Origin of the sequence: Vibrio intestinalis (genome assembly GCF_025195085.2) — a bacterium.
Classification (GTDB): Bacteria; Pseudomonadota; Gammaproteobacteria; order Enterobacterales; family Vibrionaceae; genus Vibrio; species Vibrio intestinalis.
In genome coordinates this window covers 166,896-189,167 of sequence record NZ_JANAVY020000006.1, presented here as the reverse complement: position 1 = coordinate 189,167, position 22,272 = coordinate 166,896, and the positions used below count along the sequence as shown (strand labels likewise).

Genomic DNA, 22,272 nt, shown 5'->3' with positions numbered 1-22,272 from the left:
GCCAACCTCTATATATACTTAGGTAACGCATATTTAGATGAGTGGTAACGAGATGGAAAAAGTGGTCGATTTAAATCTCTGGCACAAAGCGCACGTGAAATCTGCTGAGGAACTTCAGCAACTGTTTGAGCAAAAGGTAAAGCAGTTTCAATCTGAGCCAAACTCCAAAATAGAGTTACGTTTAGAGCGATTGGAGTTGCTAAAACAAGCTATCCTCCAATACAAAGATGAGCTTGTCGATGCCTTGGGTCAGGATTACGGATTTCGTAACTCATTTGAGAGCCTAATATGCGATATTGTCCCGTCTGTTGACCATATCAATTTCACTCAGAAACGCTTAAAAAAATGGGCTAAACCGAGTAAGCGTCAATCGGGTTTATTGCTCTCTCCTTCCAAAGTAAAAGTGGTCTACCAGCCGTTAGGGGTTGTTGGGGTGATTGTTCCTTGGAACTTCCCTGTTTTTTTAAGTCTTGGTCCTATTGTGACTGCATTGGCGGCCGGTAACCAAGTGATGGTTAAACTCAGTGAATACACCCCGCATACCAATCAAGTCTTGCGCGAGATATTTAACTGCTTAGCTAGCTATATCACGGTGGTTGAAGGTGATGTTGAGATTGCCCAGAGCTTTTCTGAGCTGCCATTTGATCATCTATTGTTTACTGGTTCAACGCAGGTTGGCGTGAAAGTCGCGCAAGCGGCGGCGAAAAACCTGACACCCGTAACGTTAGAATTGGGCGGTAAATCCCCAGTAATTATTGCTGATGACGCGAATTTTAATCGGGCAATTGACGCCATTTTATTTGGTAAAAGCAGTAATGCGGGGCAAATTTGTGTCGCGCCAGATTATGTATTGTTACCTAAAGGTCGCGAGCTTGAATTTATCCAACGTTACATTAGCCGCTTCCGCAAGGCGTATTTGAAAAAAGAGAGTGCGGACTCAGTCACTCATATTATCAATCAAGGGCAATATGACCGACTGCAGGGGTATTTGGATAACGCTAAGCAGCTAGGGGCTTCGGTTTATACCATTGATGAGGTTGCTACAAGCGATCAGCAAATGTTGCCTCATTTTCTGACTGGTGTGACAGATGAAATGGCGGTAATGCAAAACGAAATCTTTGGTCCTATTTTACCTGTCATTGGTTATCAAACCATGCAGGAAGCGCTGGATTATGTGACGAGCCGACCAAGGCCGTTGGCGCTGTATTTGATGAGTAAAGATAAGAAGTTACAGCAGCGAGTGTTAGAGGTAACCCACAGCGGCGGTGTTTGTTTCAATGATACCTTGTTCCACGTGACTGCTCATGATGCTCCATTTGGTGGCATTGGTAACTCGGGCATGGGTCATTATCATGGACAAGAGGGCTTTGCCACGTTTTCCAAAGCGCGAACGGTGTTATCCACCCCGACTTGGCTACCGAGATCTTGGTGGTTATCTAAACAAGCGAAGTGGCTCAAGCTAGCGATGTCGCGTTTATTTCTTCGCTAGTTTTACATTGTAAATTGACAAAAAGCTCGACCTTTATGGCCGAGCTTTGTTTTATGCACTTTTACTTATTTGAACAATCACTGTTTGAGTTAGTAGCGTTAAGGCGCTTCAGAGATAGGCTCAGGGGCGTAATGTTGTGGCCCCAGTTTGGTTATCTCTGGGATGATGGTAGCAATGGTCATAGTTGACCAAGTACCGGCAACAATACCGATGAACATTGTGACCGAGAAGCCATAGAGTGGCTCACCACCCAATAACCACAATGACGCTACTGAAATCAACGTAGTGCCTGATGTAATCAAGGTGCGCGAAAGCGTGGAGGTGATTGCTCGGTTGTTAAGCTCGGTAATCGGCAATTGAACATTCGCTTTTAATAGCTCTCGAATACGGTCTGAAATGATGATCGAGTCGTTAAGCGAGTAGCCAAGCACTGCCAATAACGCGGCAAGTACAGTTAGGTTGAACTCTAAACCAGTCAGCGAGAAGAAGCCGAGTAGCAATACCACATCGTGAATTAGTGCGAGTAGAGCACCAGATGCTAAGCGCCACTCAAAGCGGAAGCTCAAGTAACCAAGAATCACTAACAAGGTGATCAATACCGCTAGGCCACCTTGCTCAGCGAGTTCTTGCCCCACTTGCGGGCCCACTAAGCTGACGTTAATCATCTCAACTGTGTGAGAAAAGCTTTCTAACAGTGGTTTGATTTCTGGTTGTTGGTCTAGCTGTTCTGGCGCGCTGTAACGCAGTACCCATTGGCCTTCTTCCCCTGTAGAAACTACAGAGACAGATTGGTGCAGCGCAGCTTCCAAATTGGTTTGAATTTGTGGTGCAGTTAAGGTCGAATCCAACCTTACTTCACTGATCATACCGCCAGTGAAATCTAGGCCGTAGTTCAGCCCTTTAGTGAACAAAGAAAACAGTGAGGCCAAAATCAGCAGGCAAGAAATTAGGCTGCCTGCGTGGCGTAGCTTAGTCATGTGTTTTGCAGAAAAGCTTTGTGTAGTCGACATCATTATACTCTCACTCCACGGCGGGCATCTCGACCCCATATAACGTTGATAATTGCACGAGAGGCGAAGATACCTGTGAACATGCTGGTAAGTAGGCCAAGGCCTAGAGTTAGTGCGAAACCTTGAATCGGACCATTACCGATGGCGTAAAGAGTCGCGGCTGAGATTAACGTCGTAATGTTAGAATCGAGGATGGTGCTAAATGCGCTGCTAAAGCCGAGATCGATAGCTTGAGCAAGGCTTCGACCCTCACGCAGTTTCTCTTTGATTCGCTCAAAGATCAGTACGTTGGTATCTACCGCCATACCTATGGTCAATACAAGGCCTGCGATACCTGGAAGCGTCAATACTGCCCCCGGCAGTAGGGCGATTAAGCCAAGTAGCATCACCATGTTCACCACCAATGCAACGTTGGCTACCCAACCTAGTTTACGGTACCAAAGCGCCATAAATAGCAGTGTTAAACCCATACCCATAGCTAGAGCTGCAAAACCGTTTTGAATGTTTTCAGCACCCAAAGAAGGGCCAATTGTACGCTCTTCAACAATGGTTACTGGCGCGGTTAGCGAACCTGCACGTAGCAGTAATGCGAGATCTTGCGCGTCACTCAGTTGGCCTACACCTGTAATTCTGAAGTTGTTACCCAGTTGAGATTGAATAGTGGCAACACTGATGATGGTGTTGCTTTGTTCTACTTTACCTTGGCTATCTCGGCTGTATTCGCTGTAACCAGTCGCCATCGGCTTACCAATGTGCTTACCAGAGAAGTCGGCGATTTTTCTACCGCCAGCAGAATCAAGGCTGATGTTTACTTCTGGCATACCCATCTCGCCCATTCCAGCGCGTGCATCTACGATGTGCTCGCCCGTTAACACTGGCTTACGAGCGACATAAACCGGTTGACCTTGCTGATCGCGAATCATCATAGTGCCGCGGGTTGGATCGGTTTTGACCTCATAAAACGCAAGGCTTGCCGTTGCACCAATCACGTTTTTAGCGGCTGCTGGGTCTTGTACGCCCGGCAACTCGATACGGATGCGGTGCTGGCCTTGGCGCTGAACTGCCGCTTCGGTAATACCGAGCTCTTCAATTCGGCTGCGCATAGTTTGCAGGTTTTGCTGAACTGTAAGGCTGGTGAGTGTTTGCTGCTCAGATTCACTTAAACGTACCAGTAAACTCGTCTCGCTCTGTTTACTTACTTCCCATTGTGGGAACTGTTGGCGCAAGTGTGAACGCACTGAATCATAAGCCGCTTCGCTTGGTGCTCTAACGCTTAATTCGGTATCTGAAATCTCATTGATTTTGATGCCGCGTAGTTTGTTTTCTCGAGCAAACGTTTTCAGTGAATCACTGGTTTGTTGGGTATGTGAACGATAGACCTCTTGCATATCGACATCCAACAAGAACTGAACGCCGCCACGTAAATCTAAGCCGAGTTTGATCGGTTTAAAACCCATATCGAGCAGCCACATTGGTGCAGCAGGCACCATGGCAAGAGTCACGATGTCTTGTTTACGCGCCATATCCGCCATGATGTTTTTTGCTTGGTTTTGGTCGCTAGCATACTCAAGAACTAGGGTTGTTTGTTCGGTGGTTTGATCGATGCGTTTTACATCGATGTTGTGATTATCTAATTGCTGCTTCACGGTCACAACAGAGAGAGGCGACTCTTTGTGGCCGATGATGACGGCTGCATCTTCACCAAACCAAGAGGGTAAAGCGCTGAAAAGCATGATGATAACAGTGGTCACAAGTACCACGTATTTCCATGCTGAATAGTGATTCAGCACGGTCTTTCGTGTTGGTTTTTTTTGCATAACATTCTTCTTACTGGCTAGGCCAATAGGGTTACTAAACCAAAGAGGTTTTCTTTAGATTCAGTTAAATGGTGCATAGCTAATGCACGTAATTTGCCCAAGGGCATGGGTGAGGTTTCCCTCAAAGAAGCGTGTTATGCATCCGCTTGGCTGATGAATCGATATAAGATGTTCGATTCTTTCCAGCCGGAGACTCGGTGTAAAGTTGCAGGAGGGGTGAGCGTCCAGTCATGCCAATGATCAAGCGCGAGATAGACTCGCCATACAATAACTTGCTCGATGACTTCGTCGAGGTCAAAAACCAGCTCATAGCTTGGTTCAGCCTCGTTTAACCTTTCATAAGCGAATGAACCATTTCTTAATACCGAGCTTAGTGTAGGTATGATTGATTTAGCAGGAGCTCGCTGCTCTGCTTCAACTTTTTTCGATTGTGTATCGGTCTGATGGACGTGTTTGCTCGTTACAGCGTAAATAGCGGAGTGAACACTAGAGAGACCGGAAAGTTGATGGTTGTCAGAGGTAGTTGTATTGAGAGCCGTTGGCAGTGATAGCGTTGATGCGCTAGTCGGTTGAGCGCTGAATGCAGCATGCGCTGAAAAACACGCAAGCCAAAGCGCGAGCAAAATGCTCAACACGCGGCAGTGCTTTAACCAGTCTTTCATACAACTTAGCATCGGATGCTACTCAATTTATCAATCGAGCTTATCTTAATCCGACTCTTATAAATCGACAAGAAAACAATGTGCTGCAATGGAAAATAGTTCAGAGCATCGTTAACCGCGAGTAAAGCGTTGCCTAAATGCCCTAGGTGTTAAGCCCATGATTTTTATGAATACCTTTCGGCAAGCCGCACCGTCTTGATAGCCGACTAAGTGAGCGATGTGCTCAAAGGAGTGAGTGGTAGATTCAAGTAAATCACATGCTTTTTGTGTTCTGAGCTTTTGCAGATATTGATTTGGCGTATCGCCCGTCGCTTTACTAAATCGACGTTGTAATGTCCGCTCTGTAAGGTGAACGCTCTGTGCTAATTGAGCAATTGAAAGTGGCTGGGAGTAATTTAGGTTCATGCTATTTTGCACTTCAAGTACTGCTGAGTCTCCATGTTGTGTTGGTGCGACGAACTGCAAGTAGTAACGCTGTTCACGCGGAGCAGTATCGACCACCAAGATTTTACCCAGTTGCCTCATGATTGATGGACTTGCCAGTTTCGCAATCAGTTCGAAGCCAAGATCTAGCCAAGACATCATGCCGCCGGCACTAAGAATATCGCCATGATCGATCAGTATTTGATTGGTATCGAGAACTTGTTCGGGAAACTGCTGCTTCAGTGCCTGTTCAAGCCCCCAATGCGTTGTTACTGCGCGACTATTGAGACTTCGCGTTGCACTAAGAATAAATGCCCCCGCACAAGCTGATGCTAATAACGCACCTTGTTGATGTTGATTGTCTAACCAATCAATGAATGACTCCGATGGGTTGAGGTAGCTATCTAAAAGCGGGGTAGCGTGAGTCTCAGTGCTTTCTGAGCTGGAATGACTCGGCGGTAAGATAATCACATGCTGCGTAAGGTCAGCTAGATGCTCTGTGTTGATAATGCGGGTATTGAATCGAACATTCACTTGCTGCTCTTCACACAGTCGATTAGCGAGCTGAAACATCTCTTCCAATCCGTAGACTGCCGATCGCAATGCATTTGGATATTGAATGATGGCGATTGCTATATGTGCATGTGTCGTTTTTGCCATGTTTTATGTCATTTTAGACTCTAACTCTTCGAGTATATATGAACCATAATTACTCCATCAACGACAGAGGACAAAATTATGACTCAAGCACTATTGGTTATCGATTTACAAAACGACTACTTTCCACAAGGTAAATTCCCACTTTGGAACACGGAACAGACATTAAGTAACGTAGTAAACGCAATTGAATTGGCGAATCAGCGCGGAGTAAAGGTGATTCACATTCAGCACATTGCCGACCCTGCTGCGGGTATCTCGCCTTTCTTTAATCAAGGTTCAGAAGGTGCTGAGATCCACCCTCAAGTAATGGCCGCGGCTCCAGATGCAGATGTAGTAATTAAGCACTATGCAGATAGCTTCGAAGGGACGAACTTGCAACAAGTGTTAGAAGGTTATGGTGTTGATGAGCTTTTAGTATGCGGAATGATGACGCAAAACTGTGTTACTCACACTGCAATCTCAAAAGCGGCGGAGCAGTACAAAGTATCAATCTTAGCGGACGCCTGCACCACAGTAGACGAGATGATTCACAACATCGCCTTACATGCAGTTTTGACAAGAGTAGAACTGGCAAGTGTGAGTAGCGTGCTAGGTTAAAAGTATCTAGCCAGTTGGTTCCGAATTAAATGATTTAGCCACCTTGGAATAGGTGGCTATTTGGTTTGAAGTTATTGTTAGAGGAAAGTTACCTTGATGGCTAGGTATCAGCTATCAGTTTGATTTGAGCTTTAATCTCTATTGGTTTTTCATAGTGAGTTTAGTGCTTGGCTAAGACTGGGTTACTTTAGCTGCTTTAGTTGTAGTCACCGTCGAAGCTATATTAAGTTTGGTTATTTCCTCAGGTGCTTTTTGCTCCTCAACTGAATTCGGAAGAGCCGCGACTTGCCCGCTGTAGCCACAACCACTGCCAGCACCGCCGCCGGAGTTGAGGTTGATTGCTGGGCCAACCATGTGAACGCCTGCGGGGTCAATTTTTACGAAGCTGCCACCTGCGGAAATAGTGATTTCATTGCCGACATCAAGCACAACTTTATTGCCCGCTTTTAGGTGCACTTGTGTGCCAGCTTTGATCGCAACACTCTTGCCCACCTTATTATGAATAGAGCCAGTGACGTCTAATGTGGTGTCTTTGGTTACGTTGGTTCTGCTTTCGCCGTTGATGGTGGTGTGTTTATTGTTTTTCACTAACGCAAAGCTGTCGTTATCGACGGTTAAGTGCTTATCGTGCTTAATGTGGGTGGTGTGGTCGTTCTTGATTTCTGCATCTAAGTCTTTTTGGGCATGCAGATAGATTTGTTCTTGCCCGGCTTGGTCTTCAAAGCTGAGTTCGTTATAACCTTGGCCTTGGTGGGTTTCACTGCGCAAGATGGTTTTGGTTTTATGTTCAGGTAGGGCATAAGGCGGCGTGTTGGTTGCATGATAGGTGCGACCGGTAATAATCGGTTGGTCAGGGTCACCGTTTAAGAACGACACAATCACTTCATGGCCAATACGAGGAATGGCCATCATGCCGTATTGGCTACCTGCCCAACCTTGTGACACGCGCACCCAACATGAGCTTTGTTCATCAGCATTGGAGTATCGGTCCCATGGGAAGTGCAGTTTTACTCGGCCATGTTCATCACAGAAGATTTCTTCGCCTTCCGGGCCAACCACAAGGGCAATCATCGGGCCATCGACTAAAGGTTTTGGTGTGGGTGTTGCGCGCCAAGGCACAATGGCTGGTACTAAATGGAATTGGTTGGCGTAAGTGGTCGCGCCGCTGCCGCCTTCTTCTTCGAGGGCTTGTGGCTGGCTGCCTTGATGATGAATCTGGGCAATCAGCCAAGTTTGGTTATTGGTATCATCGAGGTGCTCACTGAGCGAGAAGCTGTGTCCTGCTTGCAGTTGTGGGTGATTACTTTTGCCTTGCGCGGTATGGGCGCTGCGGCGTAGATACTCTAAGCGAGTTTGGTTAAAGGCTTTACCACTGGCGTCGTCTTTAAAGCGTCCCGGGTAATCAAAGTGTTCGTATTGGTCTTGGCGTTGGTGCTCCATGCCCGTACCGACACTAGAGCCAGTGGCTTGATGGCTGAACGCATAATGGGGCTTTTTAAAGCTGTAATCATTGAGCTGAGAGTGGCTAGTTTGCGCTTGCTTAGTCACACTAAATTGCGACACATAGTTTTGCTCACTCATCCCGCCGGATAAGGCGTTATAAGGTAAGTCACCAATGTAATGCACACTGTCATTGCTGTCGGTAAAGAGTAAGGTGTGTTTACCCGGTTGATGGACAAAGCTGTAACGCAAACCTTCTTCAGCGGCTAAGCGTTCTAAGAACGCCAAGTCGGTTTCTCGGTACTGAACACAAAACTCACGGGGTAAGCAATCACGCTGCACGGCAAAGGCGTAATCTTCAATACCCATCTCTTGCAAAAGAACCGAGATAATCTCAGGCACCGTTTGTTGTTGGAAGATGCGGCTGTTTTGGCGCAGCGCCAAACGCTTGAGCGAAGGCACTAAGGTTAACGAATAGAAGCTGTGATGATGGCCGCTGTCGGCTTGGCTAAAACTGCTAGCAATGCCATGAATGGTTTTGACTAACTCACGGTTTTGGTAGATATCCAGTTGAACGGTTTTATCCACTACATCAGCGGCGGTTAAACTGGGTAATCGGCTGGCAAGTTCAACTTGGTAATGGTAGCCATGGCAATCAATACCATTAGCCATTGACGCACAAGAGATGGACTCTGTGCCGTGATAGTCATGCACGACAAAGGTCTCAGGGTCGAGGCCATCCACTTGCAGAGTAAAATTGAGAGTTACCATTACCGCTTCCTTTTGCTTAGCTCGCTGTGTGCGATGCCAACTGAGATAAACCTTGTGGGTTGAAATGAATTTGGTGACACAATGGCTTATCTAAATTGGCATAAAGCCCACTTCCGAAGAAATGGGCCAAGCCCTAAGTGATTCAACTCAATGAGGGCACTTAGGGAAGAGTCATATCGAGCGCGATTACGCTTCGATAGGCTTACGCCAGTCGTCTGCACCTGAAGTACCCGAGTTAACGTGGTCCCAAGTGATTTTACGGTATGATAGAGAAACGGTTAGGTTCTGAGTGAAGTCTGCGAATGCAGGGTCTTGACAGTGTGGCATCTCACATTGGATATCCACGATAGACGCGTTCTCTAGGCAAGTTGTGAAGAAGTTCTCTTGCTTACCTTCTACAGAAGTGCGGTACCATTTCAGTTCAACGGTTTTCATCTTCTCACCAGACGCCAGTGCGTTGTAAAGCAGAGGAACGGCTTTGTTTAGTGATACAGTGAATTTGAATGGCTTGTGCACACGTTGACCAGAAGGCTGACCAGATTGCGGGTCAGTAGGTACAGTCACAACGTGGTCGAAGAATTGCACTAGCATCTCATCTTCGTGGCCTTCAACGTAAGAGTCACCGATAGAGTCAGAAGTACATGCACCTGAAGTGATAAGGCCCTGAGTTTCGCCCTCGATAGCGATATAACATGGAGTTGGCATCTTAAAATCCTTAAGTATTAGTCCTATTAGCCACCCAGAGCGTGAGCCGGGCGGGGGAGTGATTAAATAATCGCTAGGGTTATTACAAGGTCGATGCCAAGTTTTTAAGTGAGTAAAAACAGGGGTTTATATTGAATAAAGCAACAACTTGCTTTGCTTTGGGCAAGTTGTTGCTTATTAGGTAAAGAATGGGCGGTCAATCGCTAAGGTTTAAGCGAAGATCGCGGTGTATAGGAATCCTGCGCCAATTGCCATGCTAAGGATCACTACTAGGAATGCTGCGATCATCTGATTTTTAAAGATAGATTTCAGTAAAATCACTTCCGTTAAGCTTGCGCCTGCACTACCGATAATCAGTGCCATTACAGAGCCCAAGGCCATACCTTTTTGTACTAATGCTGCGCTTAGAGGGATAACTGCTTCAGCGCGGATGTACAAAGGAATACCAATTACAGCAGCTACTGGAATCGCGTACCACTTACCTGCGCCAGCGTATTCCGCAATAAGCTCTGTTGGGATAAAGCCATAGATGAACGAGCCAATCGCGATACCCATCAATAAGTAAGGTAGAACTTGCTTAAAGTCTTTCCATGTTGAGTGCCAAATTTTCACCCAACGGCTTGGTTGTTTTACTTCTACTAATTCTGCGGTTGCTGTGCCGTCTGAAGAGCAGCAAGAAACAACAGGTTCTACTTTTTTCTCGCCGCAGCAGCTTGTTTTCGCTGCAACTGGAGCGGGTTCTTTGTCACCACAGCAACTTGTTTTTGCTGCTACAGGAGCTGAGTCAGAACAGTTTTTTGGTCCGCAACTTGGTGCTGGCTCTTTAGCTGCCTCTGGCTTGCTATCACCACAACTTGTGCCGCAGCTAGATGCTTCCGCTGTTTGGTACGCTTCAGGTTTTACATAACGCTCAAAGCCTAGTTTTTCTAAGATCATACCTGCGACTACTGAAACGAACAGTGCAATAGCAAAGTAGAACAGTGCGACTTTCCAGCCGAAGGTCACTACAAATAGACCAATGATGACTGGGTTAAGTAGCGGGCTAGCGAATAGGAACACCATCATAGGTCCAAAGCCAGCTCTTGCTCGCAGTAGCCCTTTTAAGAAAGGGATGGTTGAGCATGAACAAAATGGTGTGATTGAGCCTAATAGTGCAGCAACCACATAGCCTTTGCCGTTACGTGAACTCAAGATCGATTGGATCTTTTCAGGTGTTAAAAACTCTTGCAGTACGCCAACAATGTAGCTGATGGCTAAAAATAAGATGGTTAGTTCAACAGCGAGAAAAGCAAACATATCGAGTGCTTCTTTCGCCATTGTCATTAGTTCGTTACTCATGGTGGTTCTCCAAAAGGAAGTTATTTGTCATTTCGACTTTTCTCGAATTATAGAAATGAAAATTTAAAGATCAAGCTTTATTTCGATAAATATCGAAATAATTTTTGGAGTCGATTTGTGAGAGCGGATTGCAAAAAACAGATATTTCGATTATTTTGGAAATATACCAGTTAGAGGAAAGCGATATGCAATTAGAATTTGTCGCGAAAGCATTAAAAGAGTTGGGCCACACCACAAGGCTGTCAATTTACAAAACCGTCGTCAAAGCGGGTTATCAAGGCATCGCTGTGGGTGGATTACAAGAAACGCTCGGTATTCCGGGATCGACGCTTTCTCACCATATTTCGAGTTTGGCATCCGCAGGGTTGATAAGTCAGCGCCGCGAAGGAAGAACGCTCTATTGCGTTGCCGAGTATCAGTGCCTCGAAGGGGTAATCAGTTTTTTACAAGATGAGTGTTGTGTCGATGAGCAATGTAGCTGAACCCTTACAACTAAATCAAGTGTGGGAAAAATATCAGCGATCGCTGAAAGCATTCTTGCACTCTAAGGTAAATAACGAGGCGGATGTCGAAGACTTGCTGCAAGAGATTTTGATTAAAACCCATCAAAACCTATCAACTATTAAAGATCAAACCAGCGTCAAAGCGTGGTTGTTTCAGCTTGCCCATCGCACCATTGTCGATTTTTATCGTAAGCGTGCTCGTGTTCAACGTGACCAAGAGATCGATGCAGAAGAGCTTTGGTATCAGCAAGAGCCAGAAACCTTAGAGCAAGAGATGGCTAAGTGTATCGCGCCATTTATTCAAGCACTGCCGTCAGAAAATGCAGCCATGCTTTCAGCGGTGGAGTTAGAAGGTCAAAGCCAAAAAGAGCTCGCAGAAAAGCAAGGTGTTAGCTACTCCACGTTTAAGTCTCGGGTACAAAAAAGCCGTATGGAACTAAGAAAACTGTTCGAAAACTGTTGTGAGTTGCAACTTGATAAGCACGGTAATGTCGTTGATTACCATCAGAAAAATAAACAATGTGGCTGTTAGGAAAAATTATTTAAATCTTTTTCGTCTTCTTTGGAATCACCTCGTCTTATAGGTGTAAGCGAGATAAATCGCCCCTATTAATCTTCAGCGCGACAATGCTGAATCCAAACGAGAAGTGAAAAATGATTAAAGTAGTAAGTTTTAAAATCTGTCCATTTGTTCAACGTGTAACCGCGGCTCTAGAAGCGAAGCAAATTCCTTACGAAATTGAATACATCAGTCTGAGTAACAAGCCACAGTGGTTTTTAGATGTATCACCTAACGGTCAAGTACCACTGCTGATTACAGAGTCAGGCGCTGCGCTATTTGAATCTGATGCGATCATTGAATACATCCAAGATGAGTTTGGTCCACTAGAAGAAGGCATCGGTAACGAGCAGCGTGCTTTAGATCGTGCATGGAGCTACTTGGGTTCAAAACACTACCTTGCTCAATGCACGACAATGCGCAGCAGCAATGAAGAGCTATTGACTGAGCGCGTAGCGAACTTGGGTAAAGCATTCGCTAAAGTTGAGGCTCAATTGGTTGATGGCCCATTCTTCAAAGGTGAATCGCTCAGCAACGTGGATATGGCTTGGCTACCATTGCTGCACCGTGCTCACATCATTAAAGCGCACACTTGTTTTGATATGTTGGAAGGCTTCCCTAAAGTGCAAGCTTGGCAGCAAGCTCTGCTAGAGACTGGCTTAATGGAGAAGTCGGTAGCGGACGATTTTGAACAAGCATTTACAGGCTTTTATTTATCTGAGCAGACCTTCCTAGGCGCAGGTAAAGATTGCAGCGACAATGGCGGTTGCGGAACTAACTGCTGTTAATCGTTTGAGCTGCCATCATCTTGTGGATGGCAAGCTTATTGAGAGTAATAAATAAAAAGAGCTTACCGTACAATGCGGTAAGCTCTTTTTTGATGGTTAAGCGATTACTGATCTGAGTCGCTAGGTGAACAGACTGCTGTTCATCCATAAATGGGTCACAATGGCGGCCGCGTAGCCGATGCCAATCACAGGCGCCCATTTTAGATGGCCGAAGAAGGTATATTTACCGTGGGCTGCGCCCATTAGTGCTACCCCTGCTGCGGAACCAATCGACAACAAGCTACCACCAACACCTGCCGTTAAGGTGACTAACAACCAGTTACCCATAGACATGGTTGGCTCCATAGTGAGTACGGCGAACATCACCGGAATGTTATCGACAATCGCAGATAGAATCCCCACCATGATGTTGGCCCAAATAGGGTCCCACTGTAGGTACATCACTTCAGAGATCATGCCTAAGTAGCCAATCAAACTTAAACCACCCACGCACATCACAACGCCGTAGAAAAAGAGCAAGGTGTCCCATTCGGCATGAGAAACTCGGCGGAAGATATCAAACGGTACCACAGAGCCTAAACGCTTTAAGGCATAGTCATCACGGTTCGCAATGGCCATTTTGGCTTTATTTGCCAATGAGCGCTTGAGTGTGCGACGTAGATAGAAGCCAAAGAACTGCAAGTACGCCAAACCCATCATCATGCCAATTACTGGCGGGAAGTGAAGCACCGCGTGGAAGGCCACCGCAGTTGAAATAGTGAGTATGAACAACAACACAATTCGGCGCGCGCCGCGTTTTAATTCGACATGTTCATGGGTTACGTTTGGTTTACTGTTAGGTATAAACAGCGACATGATGACCGCGGGTATGACGTAGCTAACCACAGAAGGCACAAAAAGGGGCATGAATTCAGAGAAGGAGACATGGCCAGCTTGCCAAACCATCAAGGTGGTAATGTCACCAAATGGGCTAAACGCGCCGCCTGCGTTTGCTGCGACGACGATATTTATACAAGCAAGGTTAATGAAGCGCTTATTGTCTCCAGCGACTTTCATGACAACAGCGCACATGAGTAGGGCGGTGGTTAAGTTATCGGCAATAGGTGAAATAAAGAAGGAGAGAATACCGGTTAACCAAAATAGGGCGCGGAAGTTAAACCCTTTGCCGACCATCCAAGCTTGCAGCGCATCAAATAAACGCCGCTCTTCCATAGCGTTGATGTAGGTCATCGCTACCAATAGGAACAGCAGTAATTCCGCATACTCTAATAGGTTATGTTCCAACGCGGCATGGGCGACCTCTATGTAACCCTGTTGGGAGTACACATAACCCAGCATCGCCCAAATAAGGCCTGCGGCAAGTAGCACGGGTTTGGATTTACGTAGCTGTAAGTACTCCTCCAGCATTACCAAGGTGTAGGCAATGGCAAAGATGACTATGGCAACGTATCCGATGGTGGATTGGGTAAGGTCTAACGGGGGGGATTGGGCGCCGCTACTGGCGGCAAAAACAGAACAGGGCAACATTAACAGGGCTAAACAAACTGGCCACAGTCTCTTCATTACTTCAACTCCTTGAATATTAACAACTACATAGGCTTAAGTGTTAACACTCGAACGGATACTGAATGGCAGAGTTCGCAAAGCTAAACACTGTCAGATAGTAAAAGGTTATTGATGCAGTCCCACTGCTTGCTGCATGTTTTATTGTTGTTTGTTGGGTAGATATACCAACGCCATCCATGACGTTATCGAGCTGACGATTTACAGTTTTCCCTCTCACATGAACGCTTTTGCTGCGTTTCGCATCACGATCGTGGTTGCGAGAGCTTTTGCTGCACCATCACTAATGGTTTGGCCTAATACCCCAAATATTTGAATCTAGGCATAAATACTTGTCGTTCGAGCAAACTTATTCTAGTGGCCTTTGGCGAGATAGTTTGTGAGGCATGTGGAATAAGCCGACATACCTTAATATTTAACTAATTTTGATGATTTTATTAATACAGTTGATGTGCATTGTTATGAACTTTGACTAGCATTTTTTACTAATTATGCGTGTTATCACAAATTATGATATCAAGTTACGGCTTGTTAATAGTTTTAATTGCCAATTGATTCGGATCAGATTTCTAGCACAGTAATTCCCACAAAATGGATGAGGCTTTTGGTTTTTTCTCTATAAATTGATGGAAAAAGCACCATGGGCTCCCTTTTATTCTGTTCCTAATAATTAAGGTGATAACAATGTCCAATCCAATTCAAACAGGGCGTAAAGTGACATGGGGTTGCTATGTCGCGCTCGCTTTTGCGGTGGTATTTTTCTCTGGCTTGATGAAATCGAACGAGTGGTACGGTGTGCTCGATTTCACTACGCTAAATGGCTCTTTTGGTAAAGTCGCTTACGATGTAAAAGAGACGGCTGAAGGTGTTGAAGCGGCAACTACTTCTTTACGTGGTAAAGGCGGTAGCGGTGCTCGTGACGGTTTCATTTTTGCTCTAACTCTTATCCCAACTGTTATGTTCGCACTTGGTGTTATCAACGTTCTTGAACATTACGGCGCGCTAGATGCTGCTCGTAAGCTTCTTACTCCTCTACTTCGCCCATTAATGGGTATTCCTGGTAGTTCTGGTCTTGCTTTGATTGCTTCATTACAAAGTACCGATGCTGGTGCGGCGATGACGCGTCAATTGAAAGATGAAGGGCGTTTAACCAAGCGTGAAACTGATGTGTTTACTATGTTCCAGTTCACCGCTGGTGCGACTATCGTTAACTTCTTCTCTTCTGGTGCTGTGCTATTCACTCTGACCATGGCTGATGGTTCTCTGGCGGTTACGTCTTCAATCGGTTTAGCGGTAGCAATCATGTTTGTATTTAAATTTGTTGGTGCCAACTTATTCCGCATTTACCTAAACATTACTGAAGGCAAAGAAGATAAAAACCAAGATAAAAGCCTACAAGAGGAGACAGCATAATGAGCGAAGTTAAACAGAAAAAACCTATGGTGACAGACATCTTCGTTGAAGGCGCAAAGAAAGGCTGGGTTATTGCAACAACGTCTACTGTGCCTAACGTTCTTATGGCTTTCGTTATCATTAAAGCGCTGCAGATTACGGGTGCACTTGATTTGATGGGTACTGTGTTTTCGCCAATCATGGCTGTCTTTGGCCTACCGGGTGAAGCCGCAGCTGTACTTATTGGCGCGTGGATGTCGATGGGTGGTGCTGTTGGTGTTGTTATCACATTGTTTGACCAAGGTATTCTTAACGGTACTCACATTGCGATTCTTGCCCCTGCTATCTACCTAATGGGCTCGCAAGTTCAGTACATGGGCCGCATCATGGGTCCTATCGGTACTGAAGGCCGTTACATTCCTGTAATGATTGCTATCTCTGTATTGAACGCGTTTGGTGCAATGCTAGTCATGAACCTATTTGTGTAAGGGTAGAGAATGAATTTTTCACTGAATGAATACCTTGAAGAGCTGCGCCCACTGATTGATGTGGATTGTGGTACTTACACCGTTGAAGGTATTGAAGTTATCGCTGCTCAGTTTGAGCAAAAGTTCGCCCAGCTTGATGGTTGGAACGTAAAACGCATCGATTGTGGTAAAGCGGGTGTTGGTCTAGAAATTCGCAACAAACCAGAAGCGGATGCGATTGATGTGATGCTTATTGGTCACATGGATACGGTTTTCCCTGTGGGTACCGCCGCAGAGCGTCCAATGAGCATCGACGCAGAAAAAGCATACGGCCCGGGTGTTTCTGACATGAAATCGGGTTTGCTAAACATCGTATATGCGATGCGCAACCTTGATGCTGATGTGCTAAACAAACTGTCGATTGCGATCTGCATGAACCCAGATGAAGAGACTGGCTCGCTAGACTCAGTTGATTGGATTCAATCTGTAGCTAAGCAAGCGCGTCATGTATTAGTGGCGGAAGCGGCGCGTGCAGATGGTGGCCTAGTTAAAGCTCGTAAAGGCATGGCTCGCTACAAGTTTGACTTCAAAGGCGTAGCTGCACACGCAGGTAATGAGCCAGAAAATGGCCGCAGTGCTATCACTGAAATGGCGAACTGGATTTTAGCGATTAATGCGATGACCAACTTCGAGTCAGGCACGACGTTAAACGTTGGTATTGTCTCTGGCGGCGCGGGTGCAAACATTGTCCCTGAAGATGCCCAAGCGATTGTTGATGTGCGTTTTTGGAGCAATGAGGAATACGACGAAGTTGATACTAAGTTGAATGCACTTAAAGCTCAGCCATTTACACCTGATGTTGTGGTTGAAATGGAACGTGAAGCTTACAAGCCATCGATGGTAGCCAGTGAACAAACTCAGGCCTTGATGGCACTGGTTGAAGAATCAGCGCAAGAGCTAAACATCGACATCAACTGGAAAGAAGTGGGTGGCGGTTCTGATGCGAACAACACCGCGATTCTTGGCGTTCCAACATTGGATGGTCTAGGCCCAATTGGTGCAGGCTTCCACAGCGATCAAGAGTACTTGTTGCTTGAGTCGATTGAGCCACGTATTCGCATGTTGATGCGTGTACTAGAAAAGCTCGCCAAATAATTTAGTCAAAAACCTTACCCCTGATAAAGAGCCTAATTTAGGCTCTTTTTTTATGCTGCGTTTTCGGTTCGGTTTTGGTTTTTCAAACAGTTGTAATGGCTATGACTGATATTGAAATACAGCGGTCTCTAGCTGAATGTAGTCGATATCTTCATCTCTTGGGTCAATCATAAACACATCAAACTGCTCAGAGTGTTGGAATGAGTGGATGGCTTTCATTACTACATCAGATTTCACAACACTGGCGAGTTGTTTATATAGCTCATCATAAAACTGGTTGAGAGGGCCGTAATCAAGATCGTCTAAGTCATCCAGCTCTAGATACAGGGCTTCATTTAACTCGTCACTTTCATGGTCAGTAAAGTCTAGGTTGAACATGTGATACTTCCAATCCGTGGTGTAGTAGTCACCTTGTGGATCGGATTTCTCTTGCCATGCCTCTTCTCCCTCAACGAGAAAGCTAATGAGCAGTTGGAAGTCGTGATCCGGATTAAATTCAAAATCTACAGCACGGATTTTGTAATCACTGAAAAACGCATGTTGGTCGTTTAGATAGTCAGCAAGGGCTTTGCAAACACCTGATTTGTAATGTTCGATATCGTGTTTAAATTCGTTAATTGTTGGCATGGTACACTCAATAAAACAGGGATTAGATGATTTGGAAAAACCTAACTCAAAGCGAAGTATAAACTTGCTTTGAGTTAGGTAATTGATTTTCGTAAGCGTTAAAGTGCGGCTGGTACGCCTTGGCGTTCAACCGAGTCGCTAGCCAGTTTCGCTACCATATGCAGAAGGTAACGTTGCAACAGGCCGATTTTGATTGGTGCGATCAGAATACGGCACAAATCGCCTTCTCTGCTGTAGCCAAATAGAGTTCTAAAGCCCTTCTTCTTAAGGTGCAGGGCAATCAAGCTGTCCGCGTGGTCAGGATTTGGGCGAACAAACTTTACGGGTGTACTCGCACTTAGTCCTTGTTGCCAAATGCTAGGGTTAGCCAAGCCATGTTCAATCGCAGCGTTTGAACCAATCAGTAACTGCTTGCCTTTGACACGCTTTTCAATGAATGGACGGAGTTGGTTTGCCGCTCGATACCAATGTTTAGGCGTGCTTTCGTTTAGTCTTAATTCTAAAAACGCGAGATCGTTATTGTCGTGATGTTGGTAAACATTCACGACGTTATTAATCAATCGGTTAGCGATGTTTAAAGAATTACAATTGTTTTTCACATCGAGCATGTTTAGCACGTTATCGTGTACATTCATGCTGCCAACATGTTCTTGAGTTAACGAACCGTCTTGGTATTTCTCAATTAAGCTGTCGACCTGAAGAGGTCGTTTTTCAACCACGTGGAAAGTTTTACTTTCAATCACGTCGTCGCCTTTGACGATCTCTACTTTGTAGATGCCCGGTACACACAAAGATTTGTGTGAGAACGTCCAACCAATGTAGCAGCTAGTATCTACTTCCAGTTGGAAGTCCCACTCAGACAGGTAGCCACCATGGGTGTGAATGTAAGGGTGGTGAACTCGTGCTTTGAGTTTGATCTCTTCAGGTAGCTCATCCATTGGTGTGTCATCACTGAAGTAACCCACTCGCATACCAAATGAGCGACCCACTTCCGTTTCCACCAACAGGGTTTCTTTACGATGGTCTAACTGATGGATGGCAACGAACCCTTCATCTTCTTCCGTTTGAGCTTGCTTGGCTGCCTCTAGTTCTTCTGGTGTTCCGGCTTCAGCGTAGATGCCAAAGTGGACAACTTCGATTAAATTGAACTTATCTTTGTTGAACTTACCAGCCTGAATCTCAGCAACTAGATCTCGAATGCGGCGTGAGTGGTGATCGGCATGAGTATCAATCAGAGGTTGATAATCGCCACGTTTTGCCAGTTCGATAAGCAGATCATGCAGGTCTTCTACGCTGAGTTCATTGGTGAGAGAAGCTAGTTCTAGTTGATCTGGGAAAATGTCTAAACACTCTTCCCAGTGTTCATCCATGATGGTTTCAAACAGTTTGATTTTGTTGATACCCAATAAAAGTACGCGCTCACACAGCCAACGTTTTTGGCTTTCGTCATCGTCATCATGCAGCTTAGTGAAGTTCATCCCTGAGTGATGGATGTACACTTGTAACAGGTTATCTTTCAACACATCAGAAGCAAACCAGAATAGGAAATCCACTTCTGCAGCGCGGTAAGGGCCAATGAAATCTTCGATGTATTGAGACTTCATCATGGCAACCAGTTCATCTATTTGAGCCTGCGTCGCAGGTTGCTGAAGATGGACGTAATCCTCAATCAATTTCAGGGCATAAAGCTCTTCTTGATTAAAGTCGCGCTCTTCATGAATCGTGTTAAGTAAGCGCTGTTTTACGCGCAGCTGAACGATTCGACGCAGCTCAGTTTCAAAGTAATCAGGATCGATGGTTGGGTCATATTTGAATAGCTGACCCATGAAAATCTGCTTGTAATTCTGCGGGATCACGTTTAACGATTGATGCAACACCTGTTGCTCTGGCTCGTCAGTCTGTGCTTCTTGTTTGTACATCTCAAACATCGGCTTGAACACATCCTGATAGTCTTCACCAGAGCGTACTTCGCTGATGAGGTTTTCAGCAACAAACGCGCTCGCACCTACATCAGTAATGCCAACGATTTTCTCAGTTAGCGCAGCGTTTTGGCGTAGAAACTCTTCAGACTCGAAATCACCGTAGCGTGAAACGTTGTAGAAGTGGCCTAACATGCGGCAAGTTTTACACGGAGCAAGGCGAACCCACAGCTCAACAAAGCGCTCGCAGAAATCTTTGATTGGTGAGTTGTCTTGCTTAGAGATGACGTGTGCTGCAACCAACAGCTTCTGAGCTCTGTGGTCAAAGTCTCGCAAGAACTCATAGCGTTTTTGCTGGAAGAAGATGCTGTCATCATCACGATCGAGTTTCTGCTGTTTATCAAAGCATTGCGTTGCTTTATCAACATCATCATGTTTCGCATGTAAGTATTGTTCGACTACTTCCCAATCTTGATTGATCTGTTTTAGCACTTCTTCTTCTGGCTCGACATACTGCCAAGACGGTGTTTTTGGTCCGCAGACGAAGTGGCTGGTTTCGGAGGTTTGGTCTGTCAGTGCGCGAACTAACTGCTGATCAAGCAGGCTTAACACATATTGGTTTAAATCATCTTTAGTGCCGTTTTCTCGGTCAAAGTGGACGATGGCGGCACACATAGCCAAGATGGTCTCACGTGGTGGGCCTGACCTAAATTCATCGCAGATTTGTGGGTAGTCTTCATTTTCGATGATTTGCTTGAGCTCATCACGATGGTCTAAAGAGATTTGATACAGCGTTTTTGCTTCAGTGAGCGCGATATTGCTGCTGTAACCTGAGAATGAGTCGATGCAATGGAATAATAGTGTTTTCCAGTCGCCGTTATAGCGTGCAATAAATTCTTTATCCGAGATGAATTTGTACTCGTTAACCATCTCATCCATTAGATCGGCGTGGAAACTCTGTTTATCATTCCAACGATGCATTACATCAAGTAAGCGTAGAAGCTTAGGGCATTCTTCATACTCTTCATCTTCGTCGTCAGGTCTCCAATCGCAGATTACGTCGTTAAGGATGCTTGCCAGTTCACTGTGGAATGTTTCAAACATCCCCACGTAATAATCGATTTTTTCAGCAATCTTGTAGTTGCCATCAATCATCAGCTTAGGTGCGTCACAAGCTTCGATTTGGTCGAGAATCTCTGGGCCCTCACCGGTTAACACGTAGTCCCAAACTTGTTGGCCGTTGTCGAACTCTCCACAAATAAAGGCTTTCCACTGTTCTTCAGAGGTGCCTCTTGCGTAGTAGATGTCGCCCCACTCTTCTTCCTCATATTCTTTCGGTTCAACAATCGGGCGACCTAAGTACTCTTCGATTTCGATTTTGAGATCAGCGGCGGCATCATCGGCAACACTATCGATGAACATGGCTTCGCTCATAGATTCTTCTTTTTCATCAAAATCGTACCATTCCGTGCCAGCATCAGGAGAGACGATAGATAGAACCAGAGGGCGAATTGGATCGTCATTGTATTCGTGTGGACTTGAGGTGTACTGCAAGAAATCCATCGCCGCATAACGCTCTTTTAGCAGACGTTTAAAGGCTTCAAACTCTTCTGGCTGTTGGCGGAATACTTCAAGTAGAGGTTGGCGTCGCTGTTTACCTTGTACCTGTTGAATATTGATACGGCTCATCGCTTCTAAGGAGAACATTTTGGCGCGCGCCATGTAGTTATCACAGTAGCAAAATGCTTTGAGCATATGGTGGCTGTATCCGTGATGACTGACCACAATCGCCAATACTTCACCACCAAATGGGGCATGTTCCTCGTCCCAGTAAGGGACGATGTAGCTGGCAAGGTGATAGGTGTATTGCGGGTATTTGAGTGCCAGCATGAACAGCGGCAATAAACCCAGCACTTCTGTGTCTGAAACCCACATATCAGAAGAGTCGTTAATTCGACGAGATACCGCTGTTAACGTAATTGCGGTTTGTTCCAGTTCTGATTCAAGTTCAGCATGGTGAAGGGCACGGAGGAAAAATGCGGTCTCTTCTTCGTACACACAATTGCTGAGATTGGTTTCTGGTTTGATCTCTTCAAGTCTTGCTCCAGCAAACTTAATTAGCGTGCGAGTGATAGGGTCTTGAAGTAGTTTGCCAATGGTATCATCGCAGTTCTCTTCGACTTTAAACGTCACGTGACAGTAGAAGTCGTGGAAGGCATCTTCACGCTCAATATATTGGCGATAGAGTTTTAGACCTTGGCGCAGGGATTCCACATTTTGTGGGTCATAAGGAATGACAAGAGCGGTTGTTTCTTCTAATACAGACATAAATTAGACACAGCATTATAAAATTCGCTTAAGAATAGGATTGCACTGCGTCTATGTCA

The 22,272-nt window shown here is 45.5% G+C and carries 18 protein-coding genes; 8 read left to right on the top strand and 10 right to left on the bottom strand.

Features of this window, described 5'->3' with window-relative positions:
* The first annotated feature begins 52 nt into the window (after window positions 1–52).
* Window positions 53–1,489, top strand: a complete 1,437-nt coding sequence (locus MU515_RS11360; protein ID WP_260260561.1) for a coniferyl aldehyde dehydrogenase — start codon at window positions 53–55, stop codon at window positions 1,487–1,489.
* A 98-nt stretch (window positions 1,490–1,587) separates the two neighbouring features.
* Here the strand turns inward: MU515_RS11360 and secF are convergent, their stop codons facing one another.
* From secF to MU515_RS11340, 4 genes are all read right to left on the bottom strand, one after another.
* On the bottom strand, window positions 1,588–2,499 hold the full coding sequence (secF, locus tag MU515_RS11355) for a protein translocase subunit SecF (protein ID WP_260260560.1): 912 nt from the start codon (window positions 2,497–2,499) through the stop codon (window positions 1,588–1,590).
* A 2-nt stretch (window positions 2,500–2,501) separates the two neighbouring features.
* Window positions 2,502–4,316, bottom strand: coding sequence for a protein translocase subunit SecD (gene secD / locus MU515_RS11350; RefSeq protein ID WP_260260537.1), 1,815 nt, complete (start codon window positions 4,314–4,316; stop codon window positions 2,502–2,504).
* A 134-nt stretch (window positions 4,317–4,450) separates the two neighbouring features.
* Entirely contained in the window at window positions 4,451–4,978 is a 528-nt protein-coding gene (locus MU515_RS11345) for a hypothetical protein (RefSeq protein WP_260260536.1), read from the bottom strand.
* A gap of 111 nt (window positions 4,979–5,089) precedes the next feature.
* Window positions 5,090–6,061 (bottom strand): GlxA family transcriptional regulator, encoded by a 972-nt coding sequence (locus MU515_RS11340; RefSeq protein ID WP_260260535.1) that lies wholly within the window; start codon window positions 6,059–6,061, stop codon window positions 5,090–5,092.
* A gap of 78 nt (window positions 6,062–6,139) precedes the next feature.
* Here MU515_RS11340 and MU515_RS11335 point away from each other — a divergent pair, with 78 nt between their 5' ends.
* Window positions 6,140–6,658, top strand: a complete 519-nt coding sequence (locus MU515_RS11335) for a cysteine hydrolase family protein (RefSeq protein WP_260260534.1) — start codon at window positions 6,140–6,142, stop codon at window positions 6,656–6,658.
* A 171-nt stretch (window positions 6,659–6,829) separates the two neighbouring features.
* Here the strand turns inward: MU515_RS11335 and MU515_RS11330 are convergent, their stop codons facing one another.
* From MU515_RS11330 to MU515_RS11320, 3 genes are all read right to left on the bottom strand, one after another.
* The gene (locus MU515_RS11330; RefSeq protein WP_260260533.1) at window positions 6,830–8,869 is read right to left on the bottom strand and encodes a type VI secretion system Vgr family protein; all 2,040 of its coding nucleotides are present in this window, start codon (window positions 8,867–8,869) and stop codon (window positions 6,830–6,832) included.
* 186 nt (window positions 8,870–9,055) lie between these two features.
* Window positions 9,056–9,574, bottom strand: coding sequence for an Hcp family type VI secretion system effector (locus tag MU515_RS11325; RefSeq protein WP_260260532.1), 519 nt, complete (start codon window positions 9,572–9,574; stop codon window positions 9,056–9,058).
* Between the two features lie 210 nt (window positions 9,575–9,784).
* Complete coding sequence (locus MU515_RS11320; protein ID WP_260260531.1) at window positions 9,785–10,912, bottom strand: permease; 1,128 nt, start codon at window positions 10,910–10,912, stop codon at window positions 9,785–9,787.
* Window positions 10,913–11,097: 185 nt separating this feature from the next.
* Between MU515_RS11320 and MU515_RS11315 the strand changes: the two genes are divergently transcribed.
* The 3 genes from MU515_RS11315 to MU515_RS11305 all read left to right on the top strand — a co-directional run bounded on the left by MU515_RS11315 (window position 11,098) and on the right by MU515_RS11305 (window position 12,762).
* The gene (locus tag MU515_RS11315) at window positions 11,098–11,394 is read left to right on the top strand and encodes an ArsR/SmtB family transcription factor (RefSeq protein WP_260260530.1); all 297 of its coding nucleotides are present in this window, start codon (window positions 11,098–11,100) and stop codon (window positions 11,392–11,394) included.
* On the top strand, window positions 11,378–11,947 hold the full coding sequence (gene sigZ / locus MU515_RS11310; RefSeq protein ID WP_260260529.1) for an RNA polymerase sigma factor SigZ: 570 nt from the start codon (window positions 11,378–11,380) through the stop codon (window positions 11,945–11,947). The genes MU515_RS11315 and sigZ overlap by 17 nt, the downstream gene beginning before the upstream one ends.
* Before the next feature lie 122 nt (window positions 11,948–12,069).
* Window positions 12,070–12,762, top strand: coding sequence for a glutathione S-transferase family protein (locus tag MU515_RS11305; protein ID WP_260260528.1), 693 nt, complete (start codon window positions 12,070–12,072; stop codon window positions 12,760–12,762).
* A gap of 120 nt (window positions 12,763–12,882) precedes the next feature.
* On the opposite strand, the gene nhaD is transcribed toward MU515_RS11305, so the two are convergent.
* Window positions 12,883–14,325, bottom strand: coding sequence for a sodium:proton antiporter NhaD (nhaD, locus tag MU515_RS11300; RefSeq protein WP_260260527.1), 1,443 nt, complete (start codon window positions 14,323–14,325; stop codon window positions 12,883–12,885).
* A 684-nt stretch (window positions 14,326–15,009) separates the two neighbouring features.
* On the opposite strand from nhaD, the gene MU515_RS11295 reads away from it, so the two are divergent.
* The 3 genes from MU515_RS11295 to MU515_RS11285 are packed head-to-tail and all read left to right on the top strand — an operon-like array spanning window position 15,010 to window position 17,339.
* Window positions 15,010–15,738: a nucleoside recognition domain-containing protein gene (locus MU515_RS11295; RefSeq protein ID WP_260260526.1), complete on the top strand. Its 729-nt coding sequence runs from the start codon at window positions 15,010–15,012 to the stop codon at window positions 15,736–15,738.
* A complete protein-coding gene (locus MU515_RS11290; RefSeq protein ID WP_260260525.1) occupies window positions 15,738–16,205 on the top strand; it encodes a YjiG family protein in 468 nt (155 codons plus the stop codon). Before MU515_RS11295 ends, MU515_RS11290 begins: the two co-directional genes overlap by 1 nt.
* 9 nt (window positions 16,206–16,214) lie before the next feature.
* Window positions 16,215–17,339, top strand: coding sequence for a M20 family metallopeptidase (locus MU515_RS11285; protein WP_260260524.1), 1,125 nt, complete (start codon window positions 16,215–16,217; stop codon window positions 17,337–17,339).
* Between the two features lie 99 nt (window positions 17,340–17,438).
* Here the strand turns inward: MU515_RS11285 and MU515_RS11280 are convergent, their stop codons facing one another.
* Window positions 17,439–17,966 (bottom strand): hypothetical protein, encoded by a 528-nt coding sequence (locus MU515_RS11280; protein WP_260260523.1) that lies wholly within the window; start codon window positions 17,964–17,966, stop codon window positions 17,439–17,441.
* Between the two features lie 98 nt (window positions 17,967–18,064).
* Window positions 18,065–22,213 carry a DUF3859 domain-containing protein gene (locus tag MU515_RS11275; protein WP_260260522.1) on the bottom strand — a complete coding sequence of 1,383 codons (4,149 nt, stop codon included), beginning with the start codon at window positions 22,211–22,213 and terminating at the stop codon, window positions 18,065–18,067.
* Window positions 22,214–22,272 lie beyond the last annotated feature (59 nt).

Excerpts from the sequence above, each read along its gene's own strand:
- MU515_RS11340 (WP_260260535.1), bottom strand. The coding sequence starts at position 6,061 with ATGGCAAAAACGACACATGCACATATAGCAATCGCCATCATTCAATAT.
- MU515_RS11275 (WP_260260522.1), bottom strand. The coding sequence starts at position 22,213 with ATGTCTGTATTAGAAGAAACAACCGCTCTTGTCATTCCTTATGACCCA.
- MU515_RS11320 (WP_260260531.1), bottom strand. The coding sequence starts at position 10,912 with ATGAGTAACGAACTAATGACAATGGCGAAAGAAGCACTCGATATGTTT.
- MU515_RS11325 (WP_260260532.1), bottom strand. The coding sequence starts at position 9,574 with ATGCCAACTCCATGTTATATCGCTATCGAGGGCGAAACTCAGGGCCTT.
- secD (WP_260260537.1), bottom strand. The coding sequence starts at position 4,316 with ATGCAAAAAAAACCAACACGAAAGACCGTGCTGAATCACTATTCAGCA.
- MU515_RS11345 (WP_260260536.1), bottom strand. The coding sequence starts at position 4,978 with ATGAAAGACTGGTTAAAGCACTGCCGCGTGTTGAGCATTTTGCTCGCG.
- MU515_RS11315 (WP_260260530.1), top strand. The coding sequence starts at position 11,098 with ATGCAATTAGAATTTGTCGCGAAAGCATTAAAAGAGTTGGGCCACACC.
- sigZ (WP_260260529.1), top strand. The coding sequence starts at position 11,378 with ATGAGCAATGTAGCTGAACCCTTACAACTAAATCAAGTGTGGGAAAAA.
- MU515_RS11305 (WP_260260528.1), top strand. The coding sequence starts at position 12,070 with ATGATTAAAGTAGTAAGTTTTAAAATCTGTCCATTTGTTCAACGTGTA.
- MU515_RS11280 (WP_260260523.1), bottom strand. The coding sequence starts at position 17,966 with ATGCCAACAATTAACGAATTTAAACACGATATCGAACATTACAAATCA.
- MU515_RS11290 (WP_260260525.1), top strand. The coding sequence starts at position 15,738 with ATGAGCGAAGTTAAACAGAAAAAACCTATGGTGACAGACATCTTCGTT.
- MU515_RS11335 (WP_260260534.1), top strand. The coding sequence starts at position 6,140 with ATGACTCAAGCACTATTGGTTATCGATTTACAAAACGACTACTTTCCA.
- MU515_RS11295 (WP_260260526.1), top strand. The coding sequence starts at position 15,010 with ATGTCCAATCCAATTCAAACAGGGCGTAAAGTGACATGGGGTTGCTAT.
- nhaD (WP_260260527.1), bottom strand. The coding sequence starts at position 14,325 with ATGAAGAGACTGTGGCCAGTTTGTTTAGCCCTGTTAATGTTGCCCTGT.
- MU515_RS11330 (WP_260260533.1), bottom strand. The coding sequence starts at position 8,869 with ATGGTAACTCTCAATTTTACTCTGCAAGTGGATGGCCTCGACCCTGAG.
- secF (WP_260260560.1), bottom strand. The coding sequence starts at position 2,499 with ATGTCGACTACACAAAGCTTTTCTGCAAAACACATGACTAAGCTACGC.
- MU515_RS11360 (WP_260260561.1), top strand. The coding sequence starts at position 53 with ATGGAAAAAGTGGTCGATTTAAATCTCTGGCACAAAGCGCACGTGAAA.
- MU515_RS11285 (WP_260260524.1), top strand. The coding sequence starts at position 16,215 with ATGAATTTTTCACTGAATGAATACCTTGAAGAGCTGCGCCCACTGATT.